Annotated in this window: 13 protein-coding genes, 1 pseudogene and 4 riboswitches; all 14 genes and pseudogenes read left to right on the top strand. The window is 47.8% G+C overall.

The features are described from left to right. The first annotated feature begins 38 nt into the window (after positions 1-38). The 14 genes and pseudogenes from DTOX_RS09585 (at position 39) to DTOX_RS09670 (ending at position 25,054) form a co-directional block, all read left to right on the top strand. Positions 39-950, top strand: coding sequence for a phosphate ABC transporter substrate-binding protein (locus DTOX_RS09585; protein ID WP_015757494.1), 912 nt, complete (start codon positions 39-41; stop codon positions 948-950). A gap of 90 nt (positions 951-1,040) precedes the next feature. After that, complete coding sequence (gene pstC, locus DTOX_RS09590; protein ID WP_157862899.1) at positions 1,041-2,021, top strand: phosphate ABC transporter permease subunit PstC; 981 nt, start codon at positions 1,041-1,043, stop codon at positions 2,019-2,021. After that, on the top strand, positions 2,018-2,902 hold the full coding sequence (gene pstA, locus DTOX_RS09595; protein WP_015757496.1) for a phosphate ABC transporter permease PstA: 885 nt from the start codon (positions 2,018-2,020) through the stop codon (positions 2,900-2,902). Before pstC ends, pstA begins: the two co-directional genes overlap by 4 nt. A gap of 37 nt (positions 2,903-2,939) precedes the next feature. After that, positions 2,940-4,796, top strand: a complete 1,857-nt coding sequence (locus DTOX_RS09600) for a methyl-accepting chemotaxis protein (protein WP_015757497.1) — start codon at positions 2,940-2,942, stop codon at positions 4,794-4,796. A gap of 42 nt (positions 4,797-4,838) precedes the next feature. Next, the gene (locus DTOX_RS09605) at positions 4,839-5,549 is read left to right on the top strand and encodes a response regulator (RefSeq protein WP_015757498.1); all 711 of its coding nucleotides are present in this window, start codon (positions 4,839-4,841) and stop codon (positions 5,547-5,549) included. 240 nt (positions 5,550-5,789) lie between these two features. After that, a riboswitch (cobalamin riboswitch) is annotated at positions 5,790-5,980 on the top strand. Between the two features lie 133 nt (positions 5,981-6,113). After that, positions 6,114-6,851 carry an adenosylcobinamide amidohydrolase gene (locus tag DTOX_RS09610; RefSeq protein WP_015757499.1) on the top strand — a complete coding sequence of 246 codons (738 nt, stop codon included), beginning with the start codon at positions 6,114-6,116 and terminating at the stop codon, positions 6,849-6,851. A gap of 212 nt (positions 6,852-7,063) precedes the next feature. Further along, positions 7,064-7,183 (top strand): annotated as a pseudogene (locus DTOX_RS22150) (transposase); the annotation flags it as partial. A gap of 82 nt (positions 7,184-7,265) precedes the next feature. Next, a complete protein-coding gene (locus DTOX_RS22155) occupies positions 7,266-7,538 on the top strand; it encodes an RNA-guided endonuclease InsQ/TnpB family protein (protein ID WP_083773410.1) in 273 nt (90 codons plus the stop codon). Positions 7,539-7,795: 257 nt separating this feature from the next. Then, positions 7,796-7,984: riboswitch (cobalamin riboswitch) on the top strand. Between the two features lie 247 nt (positions 7,985-8,231). Further along, positions 8,232-8,771, top strand: coding sequence for a cob(I)yrinic acid a,c-diamide adenosyltransferase (locus DTOX_RS09615; protein WP_015757500.1), 540 nt, complete (start codon positions 8,232-8,234; stop codon positions 8,769-8,771). 247 nt (positions 8,772-9,018) lie between these two features. Further along, a riboswitch (cobalamin riboswitch) is annotated at positions 9,019-9,213 on the top strand. A 316-nt stretch (positions 9,214-9,529) separates the two neighbouring features. Further along, positions 9,530-10,984: a dockerin type I domain-containing protein gene (locus DTOX_RS09625; RefSeq protein ID WP_015757501.1), complete on the top strand. Its 1,455-nt coding sequence runs from the start codon at positions 9,530-9,532 to the stop codon at positions 10,982-10,984. 166 nt (positions 10,985-11,150) lie between these two features. Next, positions 11,151-11,344: riboswitch (cobalamin riboswitch) on the top strand. Between the two features lie 481 nt (positions 11,345-11,825). Next, positions 11,826-17,291 carry an Ig-like domain-containing protein gene (locus DTOX_RS24285; RefSeq protein WP_015757502.1) on the top strand — a complete coding sequence of 1,822 codons (5,466 nt, stop codon included), beginning with the start codon at positions 11,826-11,828 and terminating at the stop codon, positions 17,289-17,291. A gap of 108 nt (positions 17,292-17,399) precedes the next feature. Continuing rightward, positions 17,400-19,070: an outer membrane protein assembly factor BamB family protein gene (locus DTOX_RS09660; protein WP_015757503.1), complete on the top strand. Its 1,671-nt coding sequence runs from the start codon at positions 17,400-17,402 to the stop codon at positions 19,068-19,070. 108 nt (positions 19,071-19,178) lie between these two features. Beyond that, on the top strand, positions 19,179-22,208 hold the full coding sequence (locus DTOX_RS09665; RefSeq protein WP_015757504.1) for an Ig-like domain-containing protein: 3,030 nt from the start codon (positions 19,179-19,181) through the stop codon (positions 22,206-22,208). Between the two features lie 242 nt (positions 22,209-22,450). Beyond that, the gene (locus DTOX_RS09670; RefSeq protein ID WP_042315634.1) at positions 22,451-25,054 is read left to right on the top strand and encodes an outer membrane protein assembly factor BamB family protein; all 2,604 of its coding nucleotides are present in this window, start codon (positions 22,451-22,453) and stop codon (positions 25,052-25,054) included. Positions 25,055-25,062 lie beyond the last annotated feature (8 nt).

Raw genomic sequence — 25,062 nt, forward strand, 5'->3', positions numbered from 1 at the left:
TTAATGATGCACTGCTAAAAAGAGGAGGAGAAAAAATTTTGCAGAGTAAAGGAAAATGGATGCTGGCGATTGCTGCAGTGCTGGTGATGTTACTGGCTCTGGCGGGCTGTGGCGGCCAACAAAAGCAGGAAGGAGAACAGGCTTCCAATCAACAGGCAGAAGAAGTGTCCGGAAATATTACAGCAGTTGGTTCTACCGCCCTTCAGCCACTGGTTGAGCAGGCTGCCAGCCAGTATATGGCTAAAAATTCTAAGACACAAATTGTTGTGCAAGGTGGTGGAAGCGGTACAGGTTTAACCCAGGTAGCTTCCGGAGCAGCGGATATTGGCAACTCCGATATATTTGCTGAACAAAAGGATGGTATTGATGCCTCGCAGCTGGTGGATAATAAGGTGTGCGTGGTAGGTATGACTACCGTAGTAAACCCAGGTGTAACTGTAAATAATCTGACAAAACAGCAGTTAGTAGATATATTCACAGGGAAAGTAACTGATTGGAAAGATGTGGGCGGTTCCGAGCAGAAGATTGTAGTGATTCATCGCCCCAAAGGATCCGGTACCCGTGCTACTTTTGACTCTTTTGCTCTTGGTGGAACAGATGAAACTGCACCGGGTATGGAGCAGGATTCCAGCGGTACAGTGCGCAAAATGGTTGGAGAAACTCCAGGCGCTATTTCTTATCTGGCCATTTCTTACGTGGACAATAGCATTAAAGCATTAAAGCTTGATAGTGTTGAACCAAGTGTAGAAAATATTGCTACCGGTAAATATCCGGTATGGGCGTATGAGCATATGTACACCAAGGGTGCCCCCACCGGTGTTAAAAAGGCCTTCTTGGATTATATGTTAACTGATGAGGTGCAGGGCCAGTTAGTGGAAAAATTGGGTTATATCCCGATTACTGATATGAAAGTGGAGCGGGATGCCAAAGGCAATATGACCCAGAAATAGGTTCCAAATGATTTAGTAATGGATTGTAGGGGGCGGATGTCGGTTAGCAAACTGAGCCGCCCCGTTATTTTATTAGAAAGAGGTATTTTTATGTCCAAAAATTTTCCCCTGGCCATTGAAAATAAAGAGTATTCCAGTTCAGGGCCAGGTTCACTAGGTCTTACGGCAAAAGGTATACATATTCATAAAAGATATATTGAATACTTTGGACGAACAGTATCTTTTTTGGCCGCGGCACTGGTGATTGCATTAACTTTAGCTATTATTTTTTTTATTGGTCAAAAGGGCTTGGCTACCTTTACAGTAAGCGGTGTTAATGCGTGGAATTTCCTTTTTCAAACACAATGGATGCCGGATCGGCCGATGGAGCAAGGAGGACCGCTGGTGGGTTCTTTGTCCTTTATTATAGGTTCTCTGTTGGTTTCTCTGATGGCAGTGGCTGTCAGTGGTCCTTTAAGCGTTATCGTAGCGGTGTTTATGGTGGAAATTGCCCCAGGCTGGGGGCAGAGGGTATTGCAGCCGGCTATTGAAATTTTAGCCGGAATTCCTTCTGTTGTTTATGGATACGTGGGCTTAAGTCTCTTGGTGCCTTTCATACGTAATTATATGGGGGGAGAAGGTTTTAGCCTTTTGGCCGGTTTTATAGTGCTTTCAATTATGATCTTACCCACCATAATCAGTGTCTCTTCCGACAGTTTGCGTGCTTTGCCATCTCAATGGAAAGAGGCATCCTTAGCTTTAGGCGCCACCAGATGGCAGACAATTAGTATGGTTTTGGTGCCTGCCGCACGTTCAGGCATCATTACCGGTGTTGTTCTGGGTCTGGCCAGAGCCTTTGGTGAAGCACTGGCTGTTCAGATGGTGATCGGTAATACAAGGCAGATCCCGTATTCCATTCTGGACCCGCTAATGACTTTGACAAGCGCCATCACTATGGATATGGGCAATACTATTATGGGTTCTTTATGGAATAACGCCCTCTGGTCAATGGGATTGCTCTTACTGATGATGTCATTTATGTTTATCCTAATCATTAAGTTGGTAGTGAGAAGAGGGGGAATGATCCGTTGAATGCTCGTTCAGCCGATCGTGCCGCTACCCTTATGTTTTGGTTAGGTGCGGCTGCAGTTCTGGCAATTTTGGCACTGCTTCTTGGATATATTCTCTGGCACGGTTTTCGAGCCATTAGCTGGGACTTCCTCACTGCGCCGCCCCAAACAATTATGGCCGGTGGTGGTGTAGGCCCACAGATCTTTAATTCCTTTTATTTGCTTTTTCTTACCATGCTGATTACTATTCCTATTGGACTTTTAGCCGGCATCTATTTAGCCGAATATGCCGGGGCGGGACGCCTTACCGAGTATATTCGCCTCTCTATGGAAACCCTTACTTCCCTTCCGTCTATTGTGGTAGGGCTATTTGGATTATTGATATTTGTTAATCTAACAGGTTGGGGGTATACCTTAATGTCAGGCGCCCTGGCTCTGGCTGCAATAAATCTTCCCTTTATTGTAAGAGTTTCTGAAGAAACCATAAGAACTGTACCTGTTGAGTTGCGGGAAGCCAGTCTGGCGCTGGGGGCTACACGCTGGGAAACTATGTGGAGAGTAATATTGCCGTCTGCTTTTCCTGGCATAGTAACAGGCACCATCATCGCAGCCGGCCGTGTTTTTGGTGAGGCGGCGGCCCTTTTGTATACTGCCGGGATGAGCAGTCCTGTTTTAAATTTCACTGATTGGAACCCGTTAAGCCCTTTTTCTCCTATTAATCCTTTTCGGCCAGCTGAGACTCTGGCTGTGCATATTTGGAAGGTTAACTCAGAATCCCTTATTCCCGATGTGCGTCAGGTAGCTGACGGTTCTGCTGCCGTGCTTATTCTGGTAGTGCTTTTCTTCAATATTCTGGCCCGCTGGCTGGGTAGGTATATTCACCACCGGTTGACTGCAACTTAGAGGCAATTTTCTCTCTTTTTATTAAGGAGGTCTTGAATTGAAGAAAAGAAGAAAAGTAGACAAACGAAACAATTTGCCAGGAGAGGCAAAAAAAAATAAGTGGGGCAAAATGAAATTTTTAAATTGGTCATTAAAGGATATGAAGTTTTTAAAATCGGCGGTACGGTTAGCGGACATACAAAATAAATTGACGGTTTTAAGGTGTTTATTTGGCAAAAAAAGTCATAAAAACTGTGCTCCCGCAAAGGTTATTGCAAAAAAATTCGATAATAAGCCTCTTAATTACAAGGGAGTAACTTTTATTGATAAGGTTAGCTTTCAGTTGCGTATATTGCTTCTAATGACGATGCTAGTTATTTTTGTTATGAGTATATTGGGCATGGTCGCATATTGGGAAGGAAAACAATGGCTGCAAAAATATACTGATGGCCGTTTAACCTCATCAGCCAGTAATATTTCGGAGAAAATAGACCTTTTTACTACAACCGTTGATAGTCGTGAATTGGAGCGTAAATCCGGATATCTTTTGAATTCTGAGGCCACCGGCTTTATGCGGCAGGGGCTGAATGCATGCTTGATGATTATTGATCAGCAGGGAAATGAGGTATTGTCTTCCGGAAGAAATCAACAGCGTATAACTTTTACTTCTGATTTAGAAGGTAAAATGTTTTCCAGCCGTACCGGTTTATTTACGATAGAGGTACAAAAAGAATTGTGGCGGGTGGCCTATCAACAAATTCCCGGAAAGAATTGGGTTTGCGTAATTGGAGTACCGGTAGAACAGTATTTATTGCCCGTAAAGCAATTAGGATTGTTAATCATTTTCGGTGGTCTGATTACAGTGCTGGCAACAATATTAATTTGCGCTCTGGGTGCCCGGAAGTTTGCCGGTCCGCTAAATGAATTAATCGATATTATGTCTTTAGCCGGGGAAGGAAATTTGACTTTACGGGCTAGGGAGACAAAAGTTGGCAAGGAATTATCTCTTTTAGGCAGTGGCTTTAACCGTATGCTTTCCCATTTAGAAATGTTAATCAAGGATTTTAGCCTTACTTCGGGAGATTTGCATCTTGCCAGTATGCAAATGCACCGGGTTGGAGAAAACCAGGTCCGGTTTGCTTTATCTGCTGAACAAAGCGCTGAAAGAATGGATTCAGTAGTTAAAAATGTTAAAGGTCTGGTGGTGGAAGCCGAAACATCTAGCCAGGAAATGATGCGGTTGGTGGAGGAAGGTTTGCTGGGACTAAAAAATATAGTGGATAAAATTAAGGGTAATTGGCAGTTGTCTCAGGATAGTTCTAAATCCATGCAGTCCTTAACAGTACATATTCAGCAGATTGGTAATATAGTAGATATAATTAAGGACATATCGCGTCAAACACATTTATTATCCTTAAATGCTTCAATAGAAGCTGCCCGGGCTGGGGAATATGGACGAGGTTTTTCCGTGGTTGCCGGAGAGGTGCGTAATCTGGCCGAAGAAACCGGAAAGGCCACAGGGGATGTAAGCCGTATTATCAGTCTAATCCAGGAAAGTACTGCCAGGGTTTTAGAGCAGGTGCAGTTAAGTGAGGATATGGCCAATCAAGGCGTGACTGCTGTGTCGAATACTGAAGACGCACTTGCCGGAATGCATCAGTCAGTTATGCATACGGGAAAGCTTGTGGATTATATTGCCAATAATATTAGACAAATGGATACTGAGGTAAATGAGACTGTGTATTCAGTGCGTTTAATAGCCGGTACACAGGAAGTAAAAGGTGAGGTTGAAGGACAAGTTTCTTCCCGTGAGGTGGCCCATTGGGCCGGACGGCTGGCCGAAATGGCTGTTCATGCGCAAAATCAATTAAAACGTTTTGACATCACCAATGAGAAAATGAACCATATAAAATGATGCATGTGTTAGCAGCAGGTGTTTGAATTGGAGATGTGCTTAATGCCAAATATTCTAGTTGTAGATGATGAGCAAAATGTACTTGAAATAGTCCGATTTAACCTGGAGCGTGCAGGCTACAAGGTGATAACGGCTAAAGACGGCAATATTGCGCTTGAATTAGCCCGTTCAAGAAATCCTGATTTAATCGTATTAGATTTGCTAATGCCAGGGCTGGATGGTTATTCCATATGCCGGCTGCTGCAGCGCGATCCTGCGACCAGACGAATTCCCATAATCATGCTTAGCGCAAGGTCAGATGAATTGGACAAGGTTTTAGGCTTGGAAATGGGAGCGGATGATTACATAACCAAGCCTTTTAGTCCTCGGGAACTGGTAGCTCGGGTCAATGCCAGATTAAGGCGCGATAAAAAAGAAGAATTCATTATTCCAAGGGATAGCAAAAACATTATCATGAGGGGTAAATTGATTATTGATAAGGAATGTATGTCAATTGAACTGGGTGGCAAAAAACAATATTTAAAGGCCAAGGAGTTTGAGCTGTTGTATTTTTTGGCTTGCCAGCCAGGTAAATATTTCTCCCGATATTTCCTATTGAAACAATTTTGGGAATTTGATGTTTCTAATGATTCCCGTACTGTTGATGTACACATAAGGAGAATTAGACAGAAGTTGGAGATACTAAATGCAAACCAGCAATATATTGAAACTGCACGTGGTGTTGGATATCGTTTTATAGAAACAAATCTCTAAGGTACTGTAAAAATTACCCACACAATTAAAATGAGTTATTCGAGAAAAACAGCATTTCTTCCTTCCTCTTTACTCCTAATGCCTACGTCATATGTTTTAAACACCAAGTATAAAAGTTTTCTTCTCCGTGCCACCGAAAGTTATTCTTATGAATGTATTGAAATGTTATAGAATTTGTGCTAGAATTTTTCAAAATATATGATAAAAATATTAGAGTCTTATTTCCAATAAGCTAAAACTTCATAACAAGCTGGAACAGGTGCATTATTTTGAGAAGATAATGCTTAAAAAGGGAAGTCGGTGCAAATCCGATACGGTCCCGCCACTGTGATGGGGAAGGATCTTATGTAATGCCACTGGGTGTTGACCTGGGAAGGACTAAGATCTTGGTGAACCTAAGTCAGGAGACCTGCCTGTTTTATTAAAAACAAACCTACGAGTGATGGGAATGTGGTTAGTTTCGTGCTGAGTCATAAAATATTTTCTACAGCAGGGATTTACCCCGGACTATAGGTAGGCCGGGTTTTTTAAATTGCAATTTATGGGTATAGGGAGGAAAATGTTTTGTTAGAGGAATTACATTTGTTTAATAAGCAGATCTCTATCCAAGGGATAAATTTTTATGTCTATAACAAAAATACATTTCTTGTTTCGTCTGACAACCCGCTGAAAGTGCTCAGTTCTGCTGTCTTAGGCGGAAATTTACGCCAGGCGTATCACATAATCAACCATTCTGTTAATAAAAACTATAATGGAAGTGATCCGGAGCAGGATTTAAGACAGGTAGCTGAAGGTTTGAATTTAGGTCATGATGTTGTTGGCATGATGACTGCCGTAAATGTAACCCACACCGTATTAAGCTGTGGCAGTCAAAAAGGTCTGGCAGTGGCGGCTCTTTGTACTGTTGGAGTAAGTAATCCAGGGGTTGCGGGTGTTCCTACCGCAAAGCTGCAAAGAAATATTCAACCGGGCACGATCAATACTATTTTATTAATTGAAGGCAATTTAAGCGTGCCTGCGATGGTTAATGCGGTTATAACGGCAACCGAAGCCAAGACAAGAGCTCTGTTTAAATCAAAAATAAGCTTGCTGGACGGTGAATGTATAACCGGTACAACCTCGGACGCCATAGTGGTTTCCTGTACCGGGAGAGGTGAATTGCAGCATTATGCCGGGACTGCAACTGACTTAGGATATTTAATTGGGCGTACTGTGTACAATGCGATATCGCAGGGAGTGGATGACTATATCTCGTATAATGAAGGACTTAATTTAGAAAATAAAATTGATTTCCTAAATTAATAAATTTAACCAAAACCAGCCAGAATTCCCCCACCTTTAAGTTGGTGGGATGAATGGCGGCCTTGTTTTGTGTACTAATAAGATGTTTGCCAAAGCCTCTATGATGTGGCAAAATATAATCAGACGCAATAACGAAAGGTTGATTATTATTGAGCAAACTTGATGCAAATAGCCAATCAGTATTCTTACTCACATATCATCTGATTTTGGTAGTAAAAAAGCAGCTATGGAAAGAATATTTTTGGTCGTAAAGTTTTTGTCTTCTAACTACAGGTGGTGCACCCATTGAAGTAATTAAGAAGTACATTGAAACCCAGGATGAAAAGAGGTGAATCATTTGCAAATTGTCTACCGGTTTGAAATGCGTCCGACCAAAGAGCAACAGAAAAAAATGTTTCACACACTAAAACTTTGATGGTCAAAAATCACTACCTAGCTAAAAGCATTCATGATGCTTCATGGGGTACATTCAGAAACTTTGTGGAGTACAAATGCCGCAAATACGGTAAAATATTTTTCCCTGTCCCTCCGCATGGCACTTCCCAGACTTGTCTTTGTGGCGCTAATGTGCCAAAGGATTTGAGTGTCAGAGTACACCGATGCCCTGCTTGTGGACTGGTTATGCCCAGGGATTTGGTGTCAGCCATATTAATAGAACGCCGTGGCTTAGAAATGCTAGCGGCTTAGATATGTACTTGTAGGGCGGGGGCCGCCCGAAATCATGCCTGCTGGAGGCCGTGTAAGACCTATTGCTCTTTGTAACGGTAGGCCGTGGCTGATGAATCAGGAAACGCTCGTTGATGTTCCTTTGGAAGCCCCCGCTTCTTAGTGGAACGTAAGCGGGGGTAGTTCACTAAGTAATTATAGCTTGGTGCCAGAATATTTATAAATATCAAAAAATAATGATGGACAAATTATTCAAAGAATGTTAATATAATATTAATTTAATATCTAATTAATCAGGTTCCCCGGTTATGTCGGGGGTGAAAAGGGAACCGGGTGTGAATCCCGGACGGTCCGGCCACTGTAAGTGGGGAGCGGTTCCCCAAATGCCACTGGGTCTTGTGCCTGGGAAGGCGGGGAATATGCTGTGAACCACAAGTCAGGAGACCTGCCTGTTTGATTTGGGTACCGCCTTCCGTGAAAAGGCCAGGGCTTTGTTTTAGTTTATTATGATGTTTACATCTTGAAAATACCTGCCTTCTTTGCGGATGAAGCCAGGTATTTTCATGTTTTTATCTCCTCTCCTTTCTCCATTTGTGTTAGTTAATCTTTTACCACATGGGAAAATGCCAGTTCATCCCATGTGTGTCCCCTTTTAAAATAATATAATTTATATTTATATATATCTTAGGGACAAAATTAAAAGGAGGTTTTTCGGTGAAATCAGATGTCTTAAAGAAGGGATATGTGCAAGTTTATACCGGAAATTGCAAGGGCAAAACCACAGCTTCACTTGGTCTGGCTTTTCGGGCCATGGGCCAAGGTCTAAAAACCTATATAGGTCAATTTATGAAGGGCCAGTGCTACGGCGAACTGAAATCGGCAGAAATGTGTAAACCGTATATTACCATTGAGCAATATGGTAAAGACACTTTTACTCATATTCAAAACCCTCCACTGGAGGAAGATGTGAAAATGGCTGTGGAGGGACTGGAAAAAGCCAAAAAGGCTATGTTTTCAGGCGAATATGATATAATTATATTCGATGAGATTAACATAGCTCATCACTATAATTTGATCACGACAGAAGAAATGGTGGATATTATAAAAAATAAGCCTGAAGATGTGGAGATAGTATTCACCGGCAGGCATGCTCCGCAGAAAGTTATAGAATTTGCGGATTTGGTAACGGAAATGGTGAGCGTAAAACACTATTATGATAAGGGAATAATTGCCAGAGATGGTATTGAAAAGTAGAGGCAGCAATGTTTTTCATTAGTATAATAATTCATTAAATAACCAATATTATTGAATGGATAATATCTGACCATGAAGGTCTATACCTTGTTGAGGTGAGCTTTCATGGTTTTTTATATTTTGGTAAGCGAAGATATACGAACAAATGCATCTTGCCATAGCTAATCCGGAGGCTTGTGTGATAACTCGTAAGGAATTTTTCAAAAGAGAAATGGACAAAGGAGGAGAATAGTGTTAGTATATGTATAATTTAATCGTTTATTCAGGTTCCCCGGGTTATGCCGGGGTAAGAGGGAACCGGGTGAGAATCCCGGACGGTCCGGCCACTGTAAGCGGGGAGCGGCTCCCAAAATGTCACTGGGTATTTGAATAACCCGGGAAGACGGGGAGTGGGCAGTGATGATCCACGAGTCAGGAGACCTGCTTGGATAATGATCAGGTGTCGCCTTCCGTGGAAAGGTTCGGTGCTAAGGGTTGCTTTGGATAAAGATTTTATCTCTTTGAGAAAGACCCGGCTTTTGCGGAAAAGCCGGGTCTTTTGGTGTTATTCGACCGGATTTTTTATTATTCTTTATTTAGCCGGCTGCTGTTTTGAAAAGTTGCAGCCTTTTTATTGAAGGGGGGTGATGCTATCCATTGTGTAATCAGTTATACAGGAGGTGAAAATTTACAAAAAAACGCCCGATTAGTGCAATCTGATTATTAAACCCTGCCGGTCAAGAGAATCAGATATGGTCTAAGAAAAAGGAGGTATAATAATGATCGTTAAATGGGGAAAAAATAAGTTTTTGGTCTTTTTCACCGTCATGCTGTTATTTCTGCTGACGGCGAATGCTGCCTTTGCGGCTGACTGGACCAAATTCCAGAAGGACAATGTTAACAGCGGTGTAACAACCGATAACCCGCCGATAGACCCGAATCCTAACTTTGTGATGACCGATTTGCCTAACGCGGGTTGGAACGGTACGGATATTCCGCCATTGGTTGTCAATGAGGGCGGCGTTTACTACGCCTATGTGTTTAACAGCACCCCCAGCGACGCCAGAATATATAAAATCAATTGCAGTGACGGCACTACCCCCACAGGTTGGACCGACGGCATTATAGTAGACTCCGACGGGGGCTTCCAGTTGGGTACGCCGGTGATTAGCGGCACCACTCTGTACTTGGGGGTAACCGAAGGAAATCAGAACAAACTGAAAAAAATAGAAAATATTGCATCCACTCCAAAAGTTGACACCTTGATCCCCATCAGTGATTCGGGACAGTTCAACACTCCCTTTGTCCTTGACGGGAACAATCTTTACTTTGGTCTCTGGAATCCTCCGGGCACCGGCAAGTACTATAAGGTGGATCTCAGCAGCAACACTGTGACTACCTTCACCCCCTCCGTCAGCGGCGAAGGGTTCTACTGGGCCGGTGTTGCTATCATCAACGACTACCTTGTCTTCGGCGGGGATAAGTCCAAGGTGTATGTGGTGGATAAGAACACAATGAGTCTTCTTAGTTCCGGTTCCATAAAGGACATTGAGTCAAATGCGGCGGAAATTCGCTCGTCCATTTGCTACAACAGCTCGAATAGTGAAATCTACTTCACCGACAAGGGTGGCTTCTTGTGGTGTTATGGTATTGATAATAGTGGAAGTTTAACCTATCGGTGGCACGCCGGCATTGGCTATTCCACTTCCACTCCGGTTTATGATAACGGCAAAATCTATGTAGGCCGGGGCAACTTTAGTGATGGGAAAATATACTGTTATAATGAAAACGGAAGCAAGCTGTGGGAATACTCGACGGACGGCGGTGTCCAGTCTTCACCTGTAATTTACTGTAAAGGTGGCAACACCTATATTTATTACACCACCAACAGCGCGTCCGGCAAAGGCTATTGCCTCAAGGATGATGGCAGCAGCCGCACCGTTGTCTGGATTGTGCCTTCCTCTGGGGGGACCTATACCGTGCAGGGCATGGCAGCCTCGGGGAACTATGTGGTCTTCGGCAATGATTACGGGCAAATTTTTATGATTCGTTCCAATTCCGATTCCGGCTATGATTTGAACAGTGATGGAAGTGTGAATGTGCAGGATATTATTCTGGTGGGCCAGCATTTTGGCGAGAGCGGTACCCCGGGCTGGAGCAATTTTGATATTAACCGGGACGGCAAAGTGGACGTGTTGGATATGATCGCAATAGGCCAGTACTTTACTTTATAATAGAAGCGGAAAATATATGGCCTAGGGGTTATATTTTACCCGGTTTTCTAACTTAATCTTTTCTAAACCTTAAAAAGTATCGCTTTTTCTGGGCTTATGTTGTGAATATAAAAATTTTTAACAAAGAATAATGGACAACACAGTCAAATGATGTTAGTATATAATCAATTAAATAGTTTATCCAGGTGCTTCCGGTTATACCGGGAGTGAAAAGGGAACCGGGTGAAATTCCCGGACGGTCCGGCCACTGTAAATGGGGAGCTGCTTCCAAAATGCCACTGGGTCTTTGAGAAACCCGGGAAGGTTGGAGGTATGCTGTGAGCCATAAGTCAGGAGACCTGCCTGGGTATCAGGTGATTATTGCCTTCCGTGGAAAGGCTTCAGTGCTATGGGGTATTGTAAAGAGAGGTGTTGTGCCTTTTAGAAAGACCCGGCTTTTGCGGAAAAGCCGGGTCTTTCATATTTTACCCGGCTTTTTTTACTTGACCTTTGAAAAATTATGCTTTTGCTGGGTTTGTGAATGACTGTAAGTTTATATTGAAATTTTGAAGGGAGGTGATGTTTATACGAAATGCGAAAAAACACCCGTTTATTACAATCTAATTATTAAACCCTGCCGGTCAAGAGAATCAGAATGTAAAAAACGGATGTATTTAAATTATATCATGTTTTTACTGTTAGCATCAATAGTGGGCTTGGAGTGATTGTCGTTTGAACTGAATAGCAGTACTAAGTTTGTTATACCACTGGCAAGGATTCATTGCGGTGAAAGCGGGGAGGGAACAGGCGCTGCGAAGCGCTTTTACCTTTCCCCGAGTTGACTTAAGGAGGCACTAGCGGCATGAATAATCTATTCATACCAATGTATAAAATCCTAGTGAGGGTTCTGCTCATTATCGTTGTGGCATCAGGCTTTCTATTTAACTCTCTTGACCTGCAGGGAACGAAAGTCGAAGCGTCAACAAGCGGTGCAACTACATTGAGTATTGAGCCGGTGACAAAGAATGTCAGCGCCGGTGACACCTTCACCCTGAATGTGTTGGTTGCCCCGGCTACAGCAATAGCCGGGGCGCAATTCAACTTGAGCTACGACCCGGCAGTGCTGCAAATTAACTCAGTAACCGAGGGTGGATTGCTCAAGCAGAACGGCAATACTTCCTTCTTTCTGCCTGGCGACATTGATAATACCGAAGGGTTGCTTAAGAATGTTGCCGGAGCTATCACTACCTCCGGCGGCGAAGTGAGCGAGGAGGGAGTCTTGGCCACCGTTACTTTTACAGCTAAGGCCTCCGGTACATCCACCCTCACTCTGAGCAATGTCATAGCCGGCAGTAAGGTGGGTCAGTCCGTACCGGTACAGGTTATTGGCGGCAGCGTCACTGTACAGGGAGGAACAAGCAGCGAATCGGTTAGCGGAGTCAGCTTGGATCAAACCAGCTGCAGCCTGACCGTGGGAGAAACCGGCCAGCTAACCGCCACTGTCCAGCCGGCAAATGCCAGCAACAAAAATGTTACCTGGACATCAGACAATGAAGCAGTGGCCACAGTAGACGCCACCGGCAAAGTAACGGCAGTATCCGCCGGCACGGCCAATATCACCGTGACCACGGCAGACGGGGGCTTCACCGCCACCTGCGCAGTCACTGTACAGGGAGGAACAAGCAGCGAATCGGTTAGCGGAGTCAGCCTGGACAAAACCAGCTGCAGCCTGACCGTGGGAGAAACCGGCCAGCTAACCGCCACTGTCCAGCCAGCTAACGCCAGCAACAAAGACGTTATCTGGAGTTCAGACAACGAAGCAGTGGCCACAGTAGACGCCACCGGCAAAGTAACGGCAGTATCCGCCGGCACGGCCAATATCACCGTGACCACGGCAGACGGGGGCTTCACCGCCACCTGCGCAGTTACAATTACAACCGGCAGTGCCACTATAGTGGGCATCGACCCGGCGACGAAGACTGTCAGTGCCGGTGACACCTTTGACCTGGATGTTCTGATTACCCCGGCCACAGCGATAGCCGGAGCGCAGTTCAATCTGAGTTACGACCCGGCAGTGCTGCAGGTTAACTCAGTAACCGAAGGCGGATTGCTCAAACAAAACGGCAACACTTCCTTCTTCCTGACCGGCGTCATTGATAATAACAGCGGGCTGCTCAATAATGTTGCCGGAGCTATTACTACTTCCGGCGGAGAAGTGAGCGGAGCGGGATCTCTGGCTGTCATCTCATTTACGGCCAAGGCCACAGGTACGTCCACCCTTACTTTGAGCAATGTCATAGCCGCCAATAAAGCGGCCCAAGCCGTACCGGTACAGGTTAACGGCGGCAGCGTCACTGTACAGGGAGGAACAAGCAGCGAATCGGTTAGCGGAGTCAGCCTGGACAAAACCAGCTACAGCCTGACCGTGGGAGAAACCGGCCAGCTAACCGCCACTGTAGCACCGGCAAATGCCAGCAACAAAAATGTCACCTGGACATCAGACAATGAAGCAGTGGCCACAGTAGACGCCACCGGCAAAGTAACGGCAGTATCCGCCGGCACGGCCGATATCACCGTGACCACGGCAGACGGGGGCTTCACCGCCACCTGCGCAGTCACAATTGCAACCGGCAGCGTCACTATAGTGGGCATCGACCCGGCGACGAAGACTGTCAGTGCCGGTGACACCTTCAACCTGGATGTTCTGATTACCCCGGCCACAGCGATAGCCGGAGCGCAGTTCAATCTGAGTTACGACCCGGCAGTGCTGCAGGTTAACTCAGTAACCGAAGGCGGATTGCTTAAACAAAACGGCAACACTTCCTTCTTCCTGACCGGCGTTATTGATAATAACAGCGGGCTGCTCAATAATGTTGCCGGAGCCATTACTACTCCCGGCGGAGAAGTGAGCGGAGAGGGATCTTTGGCTGTCATCTCATTTACGGCCAAGGCCACAGGTACGTCCACCCTTGCTTTGAGCAATGTCATAGCCGCCAATAAAGCGGCCCAAGCCGTACCGGTACAGGTTAACGGCGGCAGCGTCACCGTACAGGGAGGAACAAGCAGCGAACCGGTCAGCGGAGTCAGCCTGGATCAAACCAGCTACAGCCTGACCGTGGGAGAAACCGGCCAGCTAACCGCTACTGTAGCACCGGCAAATGCCAGCAACAAAAATGTTACCTGGACATCAGACAATGAAGCAGTGGCCACAGTAGACGCCACCGGCAAAGTAACGGCAGTATCCGCCGGCACGGCCAATATCACCGTGACCACGGCAGACGGGGGCCTCACCGCCACCTGCGCAGTCACCGTACAGGGAGGAACAAGCAGCGAATCGGTCAGCGGAGTCAGCTTGGATCAAACCAGCTGCAGCCTGACTGTGGGAGAAACCGGCCAGCTAACCGCCACTGTAGCACCGGCAAATGCCAGCAACAAAAATGTCACCTGGACATCAGACAATGAAGCAGTGGCCACAGTAGACGCCACCGGCAAAGTAACGGCAGTATCCGCCGGCACGGCCAATATCACCGTGACCACGGCAGACGGGGGCTTCACCGCCACCTGCGCAGTCACAATTGCAATCGGCAGCGTCACTATAGTGGGCATCGACCCGGCGACGAAGACTGTCAGTGCCGGTGACACCTTTGACCTGGATGTTCTGATTACCCCGGCCACAGCGATAGCCGGAGCGCAGTTCAATCTGAGTTACGACCCGGCAGTGCTGCAGGTTAACTCAGTAACCGAAGGCGGATTGCTTAAACAAAACGGCAACACTTCCTTCTTCCTGACCGGCGTTATTGATAATAACAGCGGGCTGCTCAATAATGTTGCCGGAGCCATTACTACTCCCGGCGGAGAAGTGAGCGGAGAGGGATCTTTGGCTGTCATCTCATTTACGGCCAAGGCCACAGGTACGTCCACCCTTGCTTTGAGCAATGTCATAGCCGCCAATAAAGCGGCCCAAGCCGTACCGGTACAGGTTAACGGCGGCAGCGTCACCGTACAGGGAGGAACAAGCAGCGAACCGGTCAGCGGAGTCAGCCTGGATCAAACCAGCTACAGCCTGGCCGTGGGAGAAACCGGCCAGCTAACCGCTACTGTAGCACCGGCAAATGCCAGCAACAAAAATGTTACCTGGACATCAGACAATGAAGCAGTGGCCACAGTAGACGCCACCGGCAAAGTAACGGCAGTATCCGCCGGCACGGCCAATATCACCGTGACCACGGCAGACGGGGGCCTCACCGCCACCTGCGCAGTCACCGTACAGGGAGGAACAAGCAGCGAATCGGTTAGCGGAGTCAGCTTGGATCAAGCCAGCTGCAGCCTGACTGTGGGAGAAACCGGCCAGCTAACCGCCACTGTAGCACCGGCAAATGCCAGCAACAAAAATGTTACCTGGACATCAGACAATGAAGCAGTGGCCACAGTAGACGCCACCGGCAAAGTAACGGCAGTATCCGCCGGCACGGCCAATATCACCGTGACCACGGCAGACGGGGGCTTTACCGCCACCTGCGCAGTCACTGTGCAGGAAGGAACAAGCAGCAAGCCGGTTACCGGAGTCAGTCTGGATAAAACCAGCGACAGCCTGACTGTGGGAGGAACCGCTCAGCTAACTGCCGCTGTCCAGCCGGCTGACGCCAGCAATAAAGACGTCACCTGGAGTTCAGACAATGAAGCAGTAGCCACAGTAGACGCCACCGGCAAAGTGACGGCAGTATCCGTTGGTACGGCCAATATTACCGTGACCACGGCAGACGGGGGCTTTACCGACACCTGTGTAATTACTGTGCCGCAAGTTGTTAATCTTGATCCGGATTCCAACAGTATTGCTGTTACTAACAATCCTATGGAAGTCAATGTTCCTAAAGATGTGGCTAATCCTCAGATAACATTAACACCGTCTTCTGGCGGCAGCTTTACCATGCCGCAGGTTAAAGTTAAGGCCGATACCTCTCTGGGAACAGTATCAGTGGGAATTTCCGCGGGAACGCAAATCACTGGTCCGGCAGACTGGAACGGAATCATAGCGCTTCCCCAAGTGTTGCTTAATAATGCTGTTACAGTTACTCCAACCAGCGGTAAAACTGCTACAGTTGAAGCAGTGGTTGAAATTGGTGCAAGTAATGATGTTGCGCTGACCTTTGATCATGCTGTAAGAATGCTTATACCAGGCATGGCAGGCAAACAGGCCGGTTATGTCCGGGGGGGCGTCTTCCAGAAAATAGAGACCCTTTGTGAGCAGGATAGTCAGGAATGGGCTGATAGTAACCTTCCAGCAGAAGGCGCAGGAAAAATAGATGTTAATGGAGACTTAGTAATTTGGACCAAGCACTTCACTAAATTCGTCACCTATACTGAAACCGCTGTTGGCGGTGGAGGCGGTGGCGGAGGCGGTGGAAGCAGTACAACTACACCCAGTGTTCAGACAAGTGAGGCAGCAGGCATTACAGAAAGCTCCGCTACCCTGAACGGCAGCATTACCTCCAGTGGCGGATCGGCCGTCACCTCATACGGTTTTGTTTGGGGTACCGATCAGAACAATCTGGACAAAAAAGTGCAGGTAGGAACAGACAATCACAGCGGGTCTTTTCAGACAAATCTCAGCGGATTGACAGCCGGGATCACTTATTACTTTAAGGCCTATGCGGTTAACTCCAAAGGTACGAAGCAAGGTGCAATAAAGCAGTTTACCGCTGCTGCGGCTGCTCAACAGCCTTCCGTTGAAGTTACGTCGCCGAATGGCACACCAAGCAATGTAAAGAGCTTCTCTGATGTTGCCAATAGCCACTGGGCATACAATGCTATTTCCCAGCTGAGTAAGAACGGCTTGGTCAATGGCTATCCTGATGGTACCTTCCGGCCCGACAGGGAGATGAGCAGAGCGGAGTTTGTTACCGTTTTGAGCAAGGCGCTGCAACTGCCGGATTATAAGCCGGCGGCATCTACCTTTGGTGATGTTGCGGCTTCCGATTGGTATGCCGGGGCGGTGGAAACTGTTGTTCATGCCGGTATTATCAGCGGTTATGGAAATGGCAGTTTTGGACCGAACGATTCGGTTACCAGAGAACAGGCATCAGTCATTCTGGTTAAAGCTTTGGGCAAAAACAATGAGGCTGCAGCCAAGATGCTTGATTCGACCGGATTTACCGATGATACGGCTATTTCCTCTTGGGCACGGGGCTTCGTGGTGGCAGCGGAAGAGCAAAATCTACTCAAAGGCTATCCGGACAGCACCTTCCGCCCGCAGCAAAATATGACTCGGGCAGAGATCTGCACCGTAATTAAAAATTTGCTTGATACGAAAAGCCAGAGTGAAAATTAGAATTGGCAATCTGGTCTTTAAAACTTGATTTATTGTAAACTTTCCATAGGGAGGAGAGAAGCTTTGCTCCTCTCTTCCCTGCTTTAATTTTCAGAAGGGATGATACTAATGCTGAGAGTCAAAATGAAGTTGACCGGGCTGCTCTTTTTTCTGATCATGGTCCTTATCCTACCGGCAGCCGGGTATGCAGCCGGCAGTGATTGGCCACAGTTCCATAACAGCGCGAACAGCGCAGGTTACTCTACTTCTGCCGCTCCGAATACCAATAATCTGCTTTGGGCAAGTGAGAATATCGGTGCCAGCATATCATCTTCTCCCGTCATTGCCGGGGGCAAAGTGTATGTATATGGTTGTCCGAGCTCTGACGGGTTTTCGGCAAGCAAATCATCAATTGTCTGCCTGGACGAGACCACCGGCGACAAAATCTGGGAAACAGCAATTGATAAGTCAAAATGGGGTTCCTGGTCCTCACCGGCCTATGATAACGGTAAGATATTCATTGGTTCAGGCAGCAAGGCTTTCTGTCTGGACGCCACCAGCGGCACTATCCTGTGGTCTTATCCGATGCATTTAGACGTAGTCAATGGCAGTCCCCGTGTAGTGGACGGCAAGGCCTTCTTTACCGATTGGGATCCTAACCACGGTGGTATCTCCTACATTTACTGTCTGGATGCGAACGGCGGCAGCAGGATATGGGAGCATCAGCTGGTGGGAGATTCCCAATCTACTCCGGCCTACTGCGATGGCAAGATCTATGTGAACAGTTGGGGTTACGTCACGGGTGCCAATACCGGAGCCAATAACACCTATTGCCTGGATGCCGGGGACGGGCATGAGATTTGGCACCAGCAGGGGCTTGAAAAACAAACCTGCGGTTCACCGAGTGTAGGAGGTGGCAAGGTCTTTGTTGCCACCTATGATTTTTACGGAATGGGAGAACTGGCAGCTCTGGATGCCGGGGACGGTCACATTATCTGGGGGCCTATAACCATACAGCGTACAGATACGACGCCGGCCTATGCTGACGGCAAGCTTTACCTCTGCGGAGGCTGCGCCGGTTATTCCGATCAGGAAACCTATTGCTTTGATGCGGAAACCGGCAACCAGATCTGGAAGCAGTCGGATCTGGGGAACTGGACCTGCTCGGTAGCGGTTGCTGACAACAAGGTCTTTGTCGGTAAGGCCGGAGAATTTTTTGATTATACCGGTGTGTATGCACTGGATGTTGCAGACGGTCATGTTGTATGGAGTTCCGACAAGGGAGGTGCCTCCCCAGTGGTGGCGGATGGCAAGGTCTTCAGCTTAAGCGGCGGTATAGTTTATGCCTTTGGCTCCGCTTCGGCTTCTGTTTCGGTAACCGGAGTATCCCTTGACAAGACTGCCGATACCATTCCGGTGGGCGGCACTGATACTTTGACGGCGACGATTGCACCGGCCAATGCCAGCAACCAGGGTATCACCTGGGCTTCCGACAACGAGACAGTGGCCACAGTGGATGCCGCTGGCAAAGTGACAGCCGTGTCCACCGGTACTGCCAATATCACCGTCACCACGACAGACGGGGGCTTTACCGCTGCTTGCCTGGTTACCGTTACTTCAGGCGGTGGTTCCGGCAATGATCTGAACGGTGACGGAATCGTAAATGTGGTAGATTTGATTTTGATCGGCCAGCGTTTTGGTGACAGCGATGTTCCCGGTTGGATAAATCTAGATGTTAACCGGGATGGCAAGGTGGATATATTGGATATGGTTCTGGTTGCTCAGAACTTTACCTCATAGGAAAAGTATAAAACTTAGGTCTGGAAGCAGCAGTGCTTTCAGGTAGTAGCCAGGTTTTTTATAAGATGGATTTATAAAGGGCCGGCTAATCTACGGAGGGGAGCTAGGATGTCTAAAAAGAGGATTTTACTTCTATTTTTTGCACTTTTGTTTGTTTGCCTGCTGATTCCGGTTGCGGGATGGGCCGCCGGAGGCACATGGCCGCAGTTTCAAAATGATCTCTACAATGATGGACTGACCACTGATTCGGCTCCGCTGAGCAGCGCTTCTGTAGCCTGGCAGCAGCAGGTTGGGAACACCTCTATGGCGGGCATTAACCATACCCCCCTGGTTGCCGGGGGCAGTGTTTTTGCCATGGATGCATTTGGAAAGTTATGGTCATTTGATATGAAAACAGGGACTGAGAAATGGTCCACTCAATTGAGCTGCTCTATAAAGCAATTTCAACTTTCCACGCCGGCCTATGACAGCGGCAAGCTGTATGCGGCCACCAACGATGGGCATGTTTATGCTCTGGACGCCGGCAGCGGGAGTATTTTGTGGGATATACCGCTGCAGTTGGCATCAAAGTACAGCCAACTGAACACGCCGGTTAAGTATGTTGACGGGAAGATTTACATTGGAGCCTGGAATCCTGATTCCGCTTCTAACGAGTTTTATTATTGCCTGGATGCTGTTACCGGTGCTCCGGGAATTGGCGGTCAGTACCAGATGCAGAATTCGGCTTGCGGAGGTGGATATTACTGGACCGGCGCTTGTATTGTGGGTAAGTACATGATTTTTGGTTCCGAGCGGTCGACACTTACCTGTCTTGATAAAGATACCGGTGCCTTGATTTCTTCCGTGAGTCTGAAGGTATACAGCAGCGGAGCCAAGGAAATACGCTCCTCCGTAAGCTATGATTCCACAACAGGCATGGTCTTTCTGACTGATCAGGGCGGTAATTGCTGGTCCTTTAAATTCGACTCGGACAGCGGTAATCTGATCTATCTGTGGAACAAGACTATTGATAAAACCAGCACTTCGACCCCGGCGGTATATGACGGCAAGCTTTACGTGGGCAGCGGAACCTATGCTTCCAGGGGCGGTCTTTACTGTCTGGACGAGCAGACAGGAAGCGAGCTTTGGAACTTCATGCCCACCGGTGACGGGGAAGTTTCGGTACCGGGCGTACAGGCATCACCTGCAATAGCCGTGCAAAATGGAACCCCGTACATTTATTTTGCCTCAATTTGTGAGAATTCTCTGGTTTATTGCCTGGATCAAAACGGTAATCAAGTCTGGCAGTTTGCCGTTCCCAATTATACTTACACTACTACCAGCATCGCCGTGGCTGATGGTTGGTTGTATTTGGGCAATGACTACGGGTGGTTGTATGCTTTAAAGGGAACAGCAGTTCCGGTCACGGGAGTTTCTCTTAACAAAACCACCGACACCATTACTGTCGGAGCAACAGACACGCTCATAGCCAATATCGCTCCGGTTAATGCCACAAATCAGAGCGTGACCTGGGTTTCTGACAATACTGCAGCAGCTGCCGTGGATCAGAGCGGAAAGGTTACGGCGGTGGCTCAGGGGACAGCCAATGTTACTGCTACCACGGCGGACGGTGGTTATACAGCAACTTGTGTTGTAACAGTCACCGGTGGTGGTGGCGGTGGCGGCTCATCGACAACGAGCAAGGTGAATCTTGTCATTAAAGATAAAAACGGAAGTACTCGCTTTAATAACAATATAAGTGTTCAGGCGGGAGATACCGTTATGGATGTCTTATTTGCCGCGGCAGAGAAGGATTCGGCTATCGATCCCCAGGTGGAATGGGAAAACGCCTACATTATGGGGGGTTATGTATGGAGCATCTACGGTGTGGAAAGTCCCTGGGGGAAAATGTCTGAAGGATGGGTATTTCAGGTAAACGGTGTCATGTCAAATAAAGGTGCGGCCAAATATATCGTCAGCGATGGCGACAACATTTTATGGGAATGGAGTGCAATGGAACCGGTTACGGGAATTACTCTGGACAAGACCAGCAGCACTGTCAATGTGGGCGGCACTGTCCAATTGAATGCCAATATTAAACCAGCAAATGCCTCCAATAGGAGTATTAACTGGACCTCCGACAACACTGCAGTAGCTACCGTCGATAGTGACGGCAAGGTTACCGGCGTGTCCGCCGGCTCCGCCAAAATCACTGCCGCCACTGCTGACGGCGGTTATAAGGCGACCTGTGTGGTTACTGTTCAGGCCGCAGCCGGAGGATCGGCCTCAACGACAGGGTCAGGAATAAGCTTGAACAAGACCACTGACACGATTAAAATTGGAGCCACAGATCAATTGACAGTGACGATCTCTGCAACCGGTGTTTCAGATCAGGATATCAAATGGGCATCCGACAATACCACAGTGGCTACCGTCGATAGCAAGGGCATGGTTACCGGAGTTTCCGTCGGTACCGCTAAAATCACCGCCGCAACGGCAGACGGCAGATATACAGCGACTTGTGTGGTTACTGTTCAGTCTGTTGAGCCGGCGCAGCAGGTTCAACAGACCGTTCAGCCGCAATCTCAAACTCAATCCCAGTCTGCAGTTGCATTTGAAGACCTGCAGGCAGGCTATTGGGCCAGGGAAGCTATTGAATATATGGTTGCCGGAGGTTATCTGAAGGGATATGAGGATGGTACTTTCAGGCCTGATCAGCCCATAACCAGGGCGGAATTTACTGCTTTAACGGTGAAAGTAATGGGTTTGCAGGAAGCAGATGGCAGAGACATATTTAAGGATGTGCATTCCGGTGACTGGTATTACGATATTGTGAACATCGCCTTTACACATGATTTGGTTTCCGGCTACGGGGATGGCATGTTTGGCCCTAACGAACCGGTTACCCGGGAACAGGTAGTGTCAATGATCAGCCGTGTTTTAGCGCAAAAAGAGGGCCAGCAGAAGGAGACAGCAGTAAAAGATGAAATATTGCAGCAATTCAATGATGCCGGGGAGATTTCCGATTGGGCCCGGCCTGCTGTGGCCATAGTGATCAACAAGGGTATAGTCAATGGATATGAAGACGGTACCTTCAGGCCGAATTCGCCCGCTACCAGGGCCGAATGTGTAGTAATGCTCAGAAAGTTGCTGCCCTAGTGTTTATAACAATCAGGGCAATGGCATCCGAAAAAATATAGTATTGATATGGCAGAGGTTGTAGGGGTTATATAATATTTGGATATTCCTTGCAACCCTGTAATTTGTAGTATACCTATCATGGATGCGATTGTCCTGAATATAATAAATTTAAACTGCACAGTTACTGTTCAAACAAAGAGGTGATTTAGTTTTCGAGCATGTCGAAAGAGACTCCAACCACTTTCTATGGGGTGATGCAAATGAATAGAATGCTGTGCCGGTTTTTACTGCTGGGAATATTCCTTCTTCTCTTTACTTGGGGAGTCGACAGGGCGCAGGCTGCCGTTGGAGGGGATTGGTTGCAATTTCAGGGGAACGAGCAGCGGGTGGGCCAGATCGATGTGACATCTCCGGTGCTGACACCGCGTCTGGCCTGGAGCAAGTATGTCTCCAACCAGGGAGGAACCGGTGTTGAGAATACAGCTGTGATTGACGGAGATTTCGTATATGTTTTTGCATGCAACAAACTTTTGGCGTTGTCCAGAACCACCGGGGATACGCTTTGGGAACAAAATCTGGGGGACCATGGCCCCCTGCAGATTTCGACTCCGGCGTGCGGGGGAGGAAAGATCTTTCTCGCCACCTTTAACGGTTATGTCATGGCTTTTGACGCCAAAGAAGGTGAGAGGTTGTGGAGCAGCAAAATCAGCCAAAGGGGATTTCAGTGTCCTGTTACTTATGCTGACGGTTTTATCTATGTGGGTGATGGAGGTACCGGGGGGGAGACCAATAGTTATTACTGCTTGGACGAGAGCGGCAAGCTGTGTTGGACGTATACCTCCTCTACCGGCGGCTATCTTTGGTGCGGCTGCTCTGTAATTGATAACTATGTGGTTTTCGGCAATCTGGAGGGGGTAGTGACCAGTGTGTACCGGGATACGGGAAGCGTGTCCGACAGAGTCTACCTCAGTGATGCAGCCAGACTTTCTTTTGCCAGAGCAATACCGGGACGGATTCGCTCGTCGGTGGCATACCGGGATGGCTACATTTATACCAGTTCCGAAAACAGCAACACGGAAGGGTACTTGTGGAAAATAGGTTTCGATCAGGGAAGCGGACAATTTATCAATGACGGCTTCTCAACCGCCACCGGTTTTAGCACCTCTACCCCTGTGGTGTATGACGGGAGGGTTTATGTCGGCCAGGGAGAGCATGGCTGCGCCGGAAGCCTGGTTTGTGTCGATGATACCGGAGGCGAAATTCTGTGGTCCTACCCGGTCGAGAGCGGTGTCAAGTCTTCTCCCGCCCTTATGGTGAATGAAGGAGGTGTTTACATTTATGTTACGACGGCAACGCCGGACGGTTATCTCTATTGTCTGAGCGGTGACGGAAAACTGGTGTGGAAGTATAATCTTCCCGATGCCGGCTACGTTATGCAAGGCCCAGCCGTGGCCGACGGCTGTCTGTATCAGGGAACCAGCGGCGGTTATCTCTACTGCCTGCAAGAGGAGCGGGAATGGCCGTGTTTTCAGGGAGACACGGTTAACAGTGGGATTGCCTCAGGCTCTGCACCAGTTCAATCTCCCGGGGTAGACTGGCAGGCGTTTACTCATTACCGGGCCACCCACGGTATCGACCACCCGGCTATGCTGGCGAACGGTAAGGTGTTCGTGGTCGATGCGGAAGATTATGCCTGGGCATTTGACCAGGCTACCGGCCAGACTCTTTGGAGCACCCAACTGGATGAGACTCCTGTAAGATTTAATATGCCTACTCCTGCTTATGGGGAGGGAAAGGTATTTGTTGCCACCTGTCAGGGGTGTATCTATGCCCTTGACGAGAATAGCGGTCAGATTTTGTGGAGCGGTAAGCTGACACACGGGTCGTATCAGAATGAAGAACTCTCAACTCAGGTTCTTTACAGCGAGGGCAAGGTTTACGTGGGCAGCTATGAAGGGAATTACTATTGCCTGGACGCGTCCGGGCAAGATGGCAATCCGCGGATAATTTGGAAATATTCGGGCAACGCGAATTACCAGTGGTGGTCCGGGGCGGCGGTTGCCGGAGACTATCTGCTCTTTGGCGATGCTAAATCTGTTGTTGCGGCTGTTTATAAAAATACGGGGGTGAAGGCCGGCGAGGTTAATCTGTCCGGCAGCTATGGGATATCGGCCGGACAGATTTGCTCGGCTGTCAACTTCAATTGGTTGCAGAAGAAGATTTACCTCACCTCCAATAAAGGGTACGTTTGGTGCCTGGGTTTTGATCCTCTTACCGGAAAATTCGATACCGGAACGGGTTGGTATAAGTCAATAGGCAATTCCAGCAATTCGACCCCGTCGGTGTATGACGGCAAGGTGTACGCTTGTTCCGGCAGTTTTAATAAGCCGGGTGGTTTATATTGTCTCAGCGCCGCAGACGGATCCTTACTTTGGCAGCACGATTTCGGCAGTTACGGCACGGAGGCCTCTCCGGTTATTGCCGTTCAAAACGGCAAGCCTTATATTTATATCAGTACTGACTGTCTGACCGCCTCCGCCTATTGCTTTGACGAGCAGGGGAATATACTGTGGGATTTCTGCCCTGACCATACCGAATACACTCTGGCAGGTGTTTCTATCGCCGGCGGCCGGGTTTTCTTTGTCAATGATGCGGGGTATGTCTACGCTCTGCGGGAGCAGTCTGAAGCGGATTTAAGCTGTGACTTGAACGGTGACAGCAAGGTAGATGTAATGGATTTAATCCTGGTCGGTCAGCATTTCGGCGAAACCGGCACCCCGGCTTGGTGCAATGAGGATATTAACAAGGACGGCAATGTTGACATGCTGGACATGGTCCTGATTGGGCAACATTGGACCGCGTGAGAGGAGTG

It is taken from the genome of Desulfofarcimen acetoxidans DSM 771 (assembly GCF_000024205.1).
GTDB lineage: Bacteria > Bacillota > Desulfotomaculia > Desulfotomaculales > Desulfofarciminaceae > Desulfofarcimen > Desulfofarcimen acetoxidans.